This window comes from Mycobacterium sp. (assembly GCF_052145595.1).
GTDB lineage: Bacteria > Actinomycetota > Actinomycetes > Mycobacteriales > Mycobacteriaceae > Mycobacterium.
Window position 1 is genome coordinate 1 of sequence record NZ_JBKQOI010000336.1, and the last position, 9,526, is coordinate 9,526.

The window sequence follows — 9,526 nt, forward strand, 5'->3', positions numbered from 1 at the left end:
GACAGACGCCGCACTGGCCGCCGATCTCGCCGCCGACGCCGGGGAGTTGTTGCTGAAGGTGCGCGACGAGATCGGTTTCGGTCATCCCTGGGCGCTCGGCGACGCGGGTGACAGCCTGGCGAACGACCTACTGCTGCGCCGGCTGCGGGCCGAGCGGCCCGGTGACGCGGTGCTCAGTGAGGAAGCCTACGACGATCATTCCCGCCTGAAGCATGACCGGGTGTGGATCATCGACCCGCTTGATGGCACCCGCGAATTCTCCACGCCCGGCCGCGACGACTGGGCCGTACACATCGCGCTGTGGCAGCGCCCCACCGACGGCCAGCGCGAGATCACCGACGCCGCGGTGGCATTGCCCGCCCGCGGGAACACCGTGTACCGCAGCGATACCGTGACCGATGGCGCCGCGCGCGTTGGCGTTCCCGCGACCATTCGGATAGCCGTCAGCGCTACCCGGCCACCCGCGGTCCTGCACCGTATGCGCCAGACGCTGCCCATTCAGCCCGTAGCGATCGGCTCGGCGGGCGCGAAGGCGATGGCCGTCATCGACGGCCACGTCGATGCCTACGTGCATGCAGGAGGCCAGTGGGAATGGGATTCGGCGGCGCCGGCCGGGGTGTTGATGGCAGCCGGCATGCACGCATCGAGACTCGACGGTTCGCCGCTGCGCTACAACCAACTCGACCCGTACCTGCCCGACTTCGTCATGTGCCGCGCCGAGCTGGCGCCGATCCTGCTCGGCGCCATCCGGCAGGAATTTCGCTGACCTCGCGCGCGTTTAGAGTCGACGATATGCAGGCGTGGTCTTCCGCACAGGTTCCCGTGTTGCCGGGACGCGGCCCGGAATTGCGGCTGTACGACACCTCCGACCGGCAGGTGCGCCCCGTCGCGGCCGGTAAACGGGCCACGATGTACGTCTGCGGGATCACGCCCTACGACGCGACCCATCTGGGTCACGCGGCCACTTATCTGACATTCGACCTCGTTTACCGCCAATGGCTGGACCTCGGTCACGACGTGCACTATGTGCAGAACGTCACCGACATCGACGATCCGCTGCTGGAGCGCGCCGATCGGGACGGCGTCGACTGGCGCGAGCTGGGCGAGCGCGAGGTCGCTCTTTTCCGCGAGGACATGGCGGCGCTGCGGGTACTGCCGCCGCGCGAGTACGTCGGGGCGACCGAGGCGATTGCCGAAGTGGTCGAGCTCGTCGAGAAAATGCTCGCGTCGGGGGCGGCGTACGTCGTCGACCCGGAAATAGGGGAATACCCGGACGTCTACTACCGGGCCGACGCGACGCTGCAGTTCGGCTACGAGTCCGGCTATGACCGAGACACCATGCTGCGGCTCTTCGCGGAGCGCGGCGGCGACCCGGACCGGCCCGGCAAGACCGACGAACTCGACGCCCTGCTGTGGCGGGCCGCGCGGCCCGGGGAGCCCAGTTGGCCGTCACCGTTCGGTGCCGGCCGGCCCGGCTGGCACGTCGAGTGCGCGGCCATCGCGCTGAGCCGCATTGGCAGCGGCCTCGACATTCAGGGCGGGGGCAGCGACCTGATCTTCCCGCATCACGAATTCACCGCCGCGCATGCCGAATGCGTCCGCGGCGAGCGGCGATTCGCCCGGCACTACGTGCACGCCGGGATGATCGGCTGGGACGGGCACAAGATGTCCAAGAGCCGCGGCAACCTGGTGCTGGTATCGACGTTGCGCGCGCAAGGTGTTGAGTCGTCGGCCGTCCGGCTGGGTCTGCTGGCCGGGCACTACCGCGCGGACCGGTTTTGGAGCCGGCAAGTGCTCGACGAGGCGACTGCCCGGCTGCAGCGCTGGCGCACCGCGACCGCGCTGCCCGCGGGCCCGGACGCCACCGACGTCATAGCCCGGGTGCGCCAATATTTGGCCGACGATCTCAACACTCCGAAAGCCCTTGCTGCACTTGATGGTTGGGCCACCGACGCGCTCGAGTACGGTGGCCACGACGCCGGGGCCCCGACGCTGGTGGCCACCGTGATCGACGCGCTGCTCGGGGTGGACCTGTAAGAACCGCGGCGGTAGGTTTCGCCGATGACATCGCTGCAGGGCAAGGTTGTTTTCATCTCTGGTGGTGCTCGCGGGATCGGGGCTGAGCTCGCCCGTCGGCTGCGCAACAAGGGCGCCAAAATGGTGCTGATCGATCTCGATAAAGGCGAACTTCCCGTCCTCCGGCACACTGCTGAGCTGTTGCCCCGAATGGACGCCAGCCGCCGCGCTCGGGCGCTCGACCAGTGCCTACAACCAGGCCTTGGAGAAGCCGTAGCAGCGGTTACCGCGATGTTGATGGTGGGGTGTCCGTCGCCCGCATCCGACAGTCGGACGTCGCCGTGAGGATCGTCTGGGCGGCAGTGCCGAAATGGAATTGCGCGCCGGAGCCGGAGATAGCAAGGTCTTTGTTGCCCGGTCGGTCGACGAAAACCTCGGCAGTGGTGGCACCGAAGCGGGCGGCGCCGTCCTTGACGATCTGAAGTGCCTGCGGCCACACGTCATCGGGGATCGCGCGGTCGAATACGATGCGCTCGAAGACTCGTACCGCGCGGGTCCACACGTAATCTCCCCCGCAATGCTCCCAGCTGTTTTCGTCGACGGTCCATTTCATCCCGGGCACCAGCGCGGCAATCTTGTCGGCCATCTGGTTCATCGCGGTCACGTAGTCGGCTTGGGCGGCCTCAAAGGACGGTTTCGATCGCAGCCCATTCTCCAGCTCGGCCACCCGCTGCGGCCCCGGATTGCCGGGCGCCCCGGAATCGGTTGTACCGCAACCAGATACCGACATGCACACCACCACCAATCCCAAAACTCCCGCAATGACCCGTATCATCATCCCCCCGGATGGGGTTGTGGATTGGTCAACGTCGGCGCCATTACCAACTGCTTACCACCGTCGGGCATATCGGCGATGCCCGCGGCGACCACCGCCAGGTTGTAGCCGGACATCCGCAGCACCTGCTCGCCGCCCGGGCCGGTCACAGCGCGCGGGTAGTCTGCGTGGCTCGACACGCCGGCCCGCGCGACACCATCGGGACTGGTGCCGCCTTCGGCCGAAAGCTCCGGCAGCATCCCGTCATACGGGTCGACACCCCAGCCGTGCAACGGGGCGAGTGCCCCCAACTCGGGGATCCAGTCGCTGCGTCCACGCATCACATAAGCGTGCCCGTTGGCCAGACCGAGCTGGTCGGGATTGGCGAGTTCCAGCCCGGGCGAGCCGTAAAACACCGCGTCGTTGACCGGGTGCAGACCCTGGGCGTTGAGCTGCTGCAGCGCCAGCGACGCCGTCAGCGAGCCGTAGGAGTGTCCGAACAGGCTGATATGCGCGGTCGGGTTGTCGGCTCGCACCTGCTGCAGGTACGACGACAGGCTCGCGGCGCCGGCGCGGGCCCGGTCGTCGCTCATCGTGCGCCACAGGTCGCGAGGACTGGTCGTGTTGAGCGGGTTCGCCGGCGGGTCGTAGCCCATGAACGCGATGGTGGCCACGGAACCCGGCCGGCCAAGCCGCCTGAGTTCGTCATGCGCGGTCGTCTGGAGATTGCGCGCTTCGCTGACTATGCCGGGCAAGGAATCTTTGGTGGTCGAACCGAGACCCGGAACGGTGACCGCGATATCGGCGGCCGTGTCGGGGTTGCCCACCGCCACCACCGCACCGACCTTTTGGTTCGGGTCGGTGGGGATACTCAGCTGGGTCAGATAGGTCTCTGGCGCCTCGCCCAGCGCCTTGTCGACGGAGTCGAGTTCCGCCAGCCGGCTTTGGGCCGCGCCCAATTGGCCGTTGAGGTCTTGGAGTCGGCTCTGGTCGCCCCGCGCTTTCGCCTGGTCGGCTTGCGCCTGCAAGTCACGGACTCGGGCTTGAAGTTGGGTGCGCTGCTCACGCAGCCGTTCTTCGTTTGCGTCACTTTCGCGCTGTGTCGGGGTCAATCCCTGGGGGCCGACCGGTGAACCGGCGCCGGCCGGGATCGGCGTGTCACCGTCGGCCATGTTGATCGCCAACGCCAGTTCCTCGTCGACGGCGTTGGCCTCGACCAGGATCGCATCCAGCCTGGGCTGCAGCTGCTCTCCGGCGATGAAGGCCTCGATCGGCGGGCCGTTGAACGTTGAACTGGGGACGACCCTGTTCGCGAGTGAGTCGATCGTCATGTCCAGCTCGGTGGCGTCGGCCCGCAACTGGCGCAGCTGAGCCTGCACGTTGTCGATACCGTCGGCCGCTTTGTCGGCCGCGCGCGCCACCGCCAGTGACTCATTGCCGTGGGCATCGAGGTCTTGGCGGATCGAGGCATTGGTGTGCTTTCTGGCCGCGGCGGTGGCGCCTTCCCAATCGTCGAACACGGCGAGCCTCCCGAGCTGGCGTGACACCTCCAAGGTGGCCTGCCCGCGTGCGTTCGCGGCAAGGAACACCGCCCGCACCGCGCCGGAACTCCACCGATCAATATCGGCCACCGTCAACGTCACCGATCATTCCCGCCCCGCACCTGCCACGCCGTCGGCGCCGTCGGCGCCTTCTGCACTGAAGCCGACCGCCCGCAGCCTATCGGCGTTGTCACGCTCCGCCGCCGTGAACTTGATGTGGTCGTTCTGCAGGTCCAGCGCGTGACCGCCAACCCTGGCCACCAGCCTCCGCGACGTCTCCAACCAGGCCGCCATCCTGGCGTTGAGCGCCGCAGCGGAAGCCCCCACCCACCCGGACTGTGCGCCCTCGATCCGGTTGTCCGACGACAAATGTGCGCTCGCCAGGTCCTCGCCCTGCCCGCTGACGTGCTCCGCCGAGCCGGCCAAGGCCTCCGGATCGACCCGAAACTCACCCCCAGCCGCCATCGCGTCCGCCTCTTTTCCAGGAACTACACATCATTCGATAGCAGCATTGAGGACCGGCCGCAAGCCACGGAGGGTCGTTTGCTAGCGCCCGAAACCGGGCCGCCGACGGCGCAGATAACGTTCGAACTCGGCGGCCAGCGCGTCGCCATCGATCTTGCCGAGGGTCTCGTTCATGTCGACCTCGGCGTCGCCGCGCTGCTCCAGCGACACCACGTACTCGGCCAGGTCCTCGTCTTCGGCGGTCATCTCGGTGACCGCCTGCTCCCACTCCTCGGCTTGGGCCGGCAGGTCAGCCAGCGGGACCTCGATGTCGAGCACGTCTTCGACGCGGCGCAGCAGCGCCACCGTCGCCTTGGGGTTGGGCGGGTTGGACACGTAGTGTGGCACCGCCGCCCAGAACGTCACGGCCGGGATGCCGGCGGCCACGCAGGCGTCCTGGAACACTCCGGCGATCCCGGTCGGGCCCTCGTAGCGGGTTTCCTCGAGGCCGAAGCGCTTCGCGGACTCGGGGGAGTAGGCCGCGCCCGAGACCGGCACCGGCCGGGTGTGCGGGGTGTCGGCCAGTAGGGCGCCGAGGATCACGACCGTGTCGACGTTGAGCTTGTCGGCAATGGCGACCAACTCGGCACAAAACGTGCGCCAACGCATATTGGGCTCCACCCCGTGCATCAACACGACGTCGCGGTCGCTGCCCGGCGGGCGACAGTGCGAGATCCGCATCGCCGGCCACACCAGCTCGCGGGTAACCCCGTCGACCTGCCGAATGACCGGGCGATTCACCTGGTAGTCGTAATACGCCTCGTCGTCGATCTCCACGATCGGGTCGGCTTCCCAGATGGCGTCGAGGTGCTCGAGCGCGTCGCTGGCCGCGTCCCCGGCATCGTTCCATCCCTCAAACGCCGCCACGACGATGGTGTTGTGCAATTCGGGCAGCGCGGGGCTAGCCATCCGGCCCACCATCCCACAAAGTCACAGAATCAGCGTAAGGCCTACCCCGGGCTGCCTGCGCGGATGTCGGCGCTGAAGCAAGGTGGCTGTCAGAAGAACTGTCAACGATGCCGGACATTTGCATAGGCCGACTATCCTTGTCGGGGTGACAGCCGCTAACGAACACCGCTACGACACCGACCTCCTGGAGACTTTGGCGCAGCGTGTGGTGGTCGGGGACGGCGCGATGGGCACGCAGTTGCAGGCCGCAGACCTCACGCTGGACGATTTCCGCGGCCTGGAGGGCTGCAACGAGATCCTCAACGAGACGCGTCCCGACGTGCTGGAAACCATCCATCGCGCCTACTTCGAGGCCGGCGCGGACGCCGTGGAGACCAACACGTTCGGCTGCAACCTGTCCAACTTGGGCGACTACGACATCGCCGACCGGATCAGGGACCTCTCGCAGCGGGGCACCGCGATCGCGCGCCGGGTCGCCGACGAGCTGACCACCCCTGACCGCAAGCGCTACGTGCTGGGGTCGATGGGCCCGGGCACCAAGCTGCCGACCCTCGGCCACACCGAGTACCACCTCATTCGCGACGCTTATGCGGAGGCTGCGCTCGGGATGTTGGAAGGCGGCGCCGACGCCATCCTGGTGGAGACTTGCCAGGACCTGCTGCAGCTGAAGGCCGCGGTGCTGGGGTCGCGGCGCGCGATGGCTCAGGCAGGTCGGCGCATTCCGGTGTTTGCCCATGTCACCGTGGAGACCACCGGCACGATGCTGCTGGGCAGCGAGATCGGCGCGGCGCTGACGGCCGTCGAGCCGCTCGGCGTGGACATGATCGGTTTGAACTGTGCGACGGGTCCCGCCGAAATGAGCGAGCACCTGCGGTACCTGTCCAGGCATGCCCGCATCCCGGTGTCGGTGATGCCCAACGCGGGCCTGCCGGTGCTGGGCGCGAGGGGCGCCGAATATCCGCTGCAGCCCGACGAATTGGCCGACGCGCTGTCCGGTTTCATCGCCGAGTTCGGGCTCTCGCTGGTCGGCGGCTGCTGCGGCACCACCCCGGACCACATCCGGGAAGTCGCCGCCGTCGTGGCCGGGTACAACGACGGGACCGCGCGGCGCGGCGAGCGCCACGTGACCTACGAACCCGGGGTGTCGTCGCTGTACAGCGCCGTTCCGTTCGCGCAGGACGCCTCGGTTCTGGTGATCGGGGAGCGGACCAACGCCAACGGGTCCAAGGCTTTCCGTGAGGCGATGATCGCCGAGGACTATCAGAAGTGTCTGGACATAGCCAAGGATCAGACCCGCGACGGCGCGCACCTGCTGGACTTGTGTGTGGACTACGTGGGCCGCGACGGCGTGGCCGACATGACGGCGCTGGCCAGCCGGCTGGCGACGGCGTCGACGTTGCCCATCATGCTGGACTCCACCGAAACCCCGGTGCTGCAGGCGGGTTTGGAACACCTGGGCGGCCGCTGCGCCATCAACTCGGTCAACTACGAGGACGGCGACGGCCCGGAGTCGCGCTTCGCCAAAACCATGGGGTTGGTCGCCGAGCACGGCGCCTCGGTGGTCGCGCTGACTATCGACGAAGAGGGCCAGGCCCGCACCGCCGAAAAGAAGCTCGAGATCGCCGAGCGGCTGATCAACGACATCACCGGCAACTGGGGAGTCGACGAATCCTCGATCCTCATCGACTGTTTGACCTTCACCACCGCCACCGGCCAGGAAGAGTCGCGCAAGGACGGCATCGAGACCATCGAGGCCATTCGTGAGCTGAAGAGGCGGCACCCCGACGTGCAGACCACGCTCGGGTTGTCCAACATCTCGTTCGGCCTCAATCCCGCTGCGCGCCAGGTGCTCAACTCGGTGTTCCTGCACGAGTGCCAGGAAGCCGGTCTGGATTCGGCGATCGTGCACGCGTCGAAGATCCTGCCGATCAACCGGATTCCGGAAGAGCAGCGCGAGGTCGCGTTCGATCTGGTCTATGACCGTCGCCGCGAGGGGTACGACCCCCTGCAGGAGCTGATGCGGTTGTTCGAGGGCGTGTCGGCGGCGTCGTCGAAGGAATCCCGCGCGGCCGAGCTGGCCAAGCTGCCGTTGTTCGAGCGGCTGGCGCAGCGCATCGTCGACGGCGAGCGCAACGGCCTGGAGGCCGACCTCGACGAGGCGATGACCGAAAAGCCGCCGCTGGCGATCATCAACGAGAACCTGCTGGCCGGTATGAAGACGGTCGGCGAGCTGTTCGGCTCCGGCCAGATGCAGCTGCCGTTCGTGCTGCAGTCGGCCGAGGTGATGAAGACCGCAGTGGCTTACCTGGAACCGCATATGGAGAAGTCCGACGATGACTCGGGGAAGGGGCGGATCGTGCTGGCCACCGTCAAGGGGGACGTGCACGACATCGGTAAGAACCTGGTCGACATCATCCTGAGCAACAACGGCTACGAGGTGGTCAACCTGGGCATCAAGCAGCCCATCGCCAACATTCTGGAAGTGGCCGAGGACAAGAGCGCCGACGTGGTCGGAATGTCGGGCCTGCTGGTGAAGTCCACCGTGGTGATGAAGGAAAACCTCGAGGAGATGAACACCCGGGGGGTGGCCGAGAAGTTCCCGGTGTTGCTCGGCGGTGCGGCGTTGACCCGTAGCTACGTGGAGAACGACCTGGCCGAAATCTACGAGGGCGCAGTGCATTACGCGCGAGACGCTTTCGAGGGCCTGAAGTTGATGGACACCATCATGAGCGCCAAGCGGGGCGAGGCGCCCGACACCGACAGCCCGGAGGCGGTCGCGGCTCGCGAAAAGGAGGCCGAGCGCAAGGCCCGCCACGAGCGGTCCAAGCGCATCGCGGCGCAGCGCAAGGAGGCCGAGGAGCCGGTCGAGGTGCCCGCACGCTCCGATGTCGCGGCCGACGTCGAGGTGCCCGTTCCGCCGTTCTGGGGTTCCCGGGTCGTCAAGGGCCTGGCGGTGGCCGACTACACCGGCCTGCTCGACGAGCGCGCATTGTTCTTGGGCCAGTGGGGATTACGCGGTGTGCGAGACGGCCACGGGCCGGCGTACGAGGATTTGGTGGAGACCGAGGGCCGGCCACGGCTGCGGTACTGGCTGGACCGGTTGTCCACCGACGGCGTCCTGGCGCACGCCGCCGTGGTGTACGGCTACTTCCCGGCGGTGTCCGAGGGCGACGACGTCGTGGTGCTCACTGAGCCCGAACCGGACGCCGAGGAGCGGTACCGGTTCACCTTCCCGCGCCAGCAGCGCGGCCGGTTCTTGTGCATCGCCGACTTCATCCGGTCCCGGGATCTTGCCCGCGAGCGCGGCCAGGTTGACGTGCTGCCGTTCCAGCTGGTCACGATGGGCCAGCCGATCGCGGACTTCGCCAACGAACTGTTCGCGTCGAACTCCTACCGCGATTACCTCGAAGTGCACGGCATCGGCGTGCAGCTCACCGAGGCGCTGGCCGAGTACTGGCACCGTCGCATCCGGGAGGAGCTCAAGTTCTCCGGGGACCGGGCGGTGTCCGCTGAGGATCCCGAGGCGGTCGAAGACTATTTCAAGCTCGGCTACCGGGGCGCCCGCTTCGCGTTCGGTTACGGGGCATGCCCCGACCTGGAGGACCGGGCGAAAATGATGGCGCTGCTGGAGCCCGAACGCATCGGCGTGACGTTGTCTGAGGAGCTACAGCTGCACCCCGAGCAGTCGACGGACGCGTTTGTCCTGCACCACCCCGAGGCCAAGTACTTCAACGTGTGATGC

Annotated in this window: 7 protein-coding genes and 1 pseudogene; 4 read left to right on the plus strand and 4 right to left on the minus strand. The window is 67.4% G+C overall.

Annotation, left to right across the window (positions count from 1 at the left end; genetic code table 11):
• The 3 genes and pseudogenes from ACLP4W_RS27950 to ACLP4W_RS27960 form a co-directional block, all read left to right on the plus strand.
• On the plus strand, positions 1 to 766 hold a 766-nt coding region (locus ACLP4W_RS27950; RefSeq protein WP_442390605.1), incomplete at its 5' end, for a 3'(2'),5'-bisphosphate nucleotidase CysQ.
• Between the two features lie 26 nt (positions 767 to 792).
• On the plus strand, positions 793 to 2,037 hold the full coding sequence (mshC, locus tag ACLP4W_RS27955) for a cysteine--1-D-myo-inosityl 2-amino-2-deoxy-alpha-D-glucopyranoside ligase (protein ID WP_442390606.1): 1,245 nt from the start codon (positions 793 to 795) through the stop codon (positions 2,035 to 2,037).
• 24 nt (positions 2,038 to 2,061) lie between these two features.
• A pseudogene (locus tag ACLP4W_RS27960) lies at positions 2,062 to 2,199 on the plus strand (SDR family NAD(P)-dependent oxidoreductase); the annotation flags it as partial.
• A 100-nt stretch (positions 2,200 to 2,299) separates the two neighbouring features.
• Here ACLP4W_RS27960 and ACLP4W_RS27965 read toward each other — a convergent pair.
• The 4 genes from ACLP4W_RS27965 to ACLP4W_RS27980 all read right to left on the minus strand — a co-directional run bounded on the left by ACLP4W_RS27965 (position 2,300) and on the right by ACLP4W_RS27980 (position 5,784).
• Positions 2,300 to 2,806 carry an LppA family lipoprotein gene (locus tag ACLP4W_RS27965; RefSeq protein ID WP_442390607.1) on the minus strand — a complete coding sequence of 169 codons (507 nt, stop codon included), beginning with the start codon at positions 2,804 to 2,806 and terminating at the stop codon, positions 2,300 to 2,302.
• A gap of 44 nt (positions 2,807 to 2,850) precedes the next feature.
• Positions 2,851 to 4,473 carry an alpha/beta hydrolase gene (locus ACLP4W_RS27970; RefSeq protein ID WP_442390608.1) on the minus strand — a complete coding sequence of 541 codons (1,623 nt, stop codon included), beginning with the start codon at positions 4,471 to 4,473 and terminating at the stop codon, positions 2,851 to 2,853.
• 3 nt (positions 4,474 to 4,476) lie between these two features.
• Positions 4,477 to 4,836 carry a WXG100 family type VII secretion target gene (locus tag ACLP4W_RS27975; protein ID WP_442390609.1) on the minus strand — a complete coding sequence of 120 codons (360 nt, stop codon included), beginning with the start codon at positions 4,834 to 4,836 and terminating at the stop codon, positions 4,477 to 4,479.
• Positions 4,837 to 4,917: 81 nt separating this feature from the next.
• On the minus strand, positions 4,918 to 5,784 hold the full coding sequence (locus ACLP4W_RS27980; protein ID WP_442390610.1) for a PAC2 family protein: 867 nt from the start codon (positions 5,782 to 5,784) through the stop codon (positions 4,918 to 4,920).
• Positions 5,785 to 5,929: 145 nt separating this feature from the next.
• Between ACLP4W_RS27980 and metH the strand changes: the two genes are divergently transcribed.
• Positions 5,930 to 9,523 carry a methionine synthase gene (gene metH / locus ACLP4W_RS27985; protein ID WP_442390611.1) on the plus strand — a complete coding sequence of 1,198 codons (3,594 nt, stop codon included), beginning with the start codon at positions 5,930 to 5,932 and terminating at the stop codon, positions 9,521 to 9,523.
• Positions 9,524 to 9,526 lie beyond the last annotated feature (3 nt).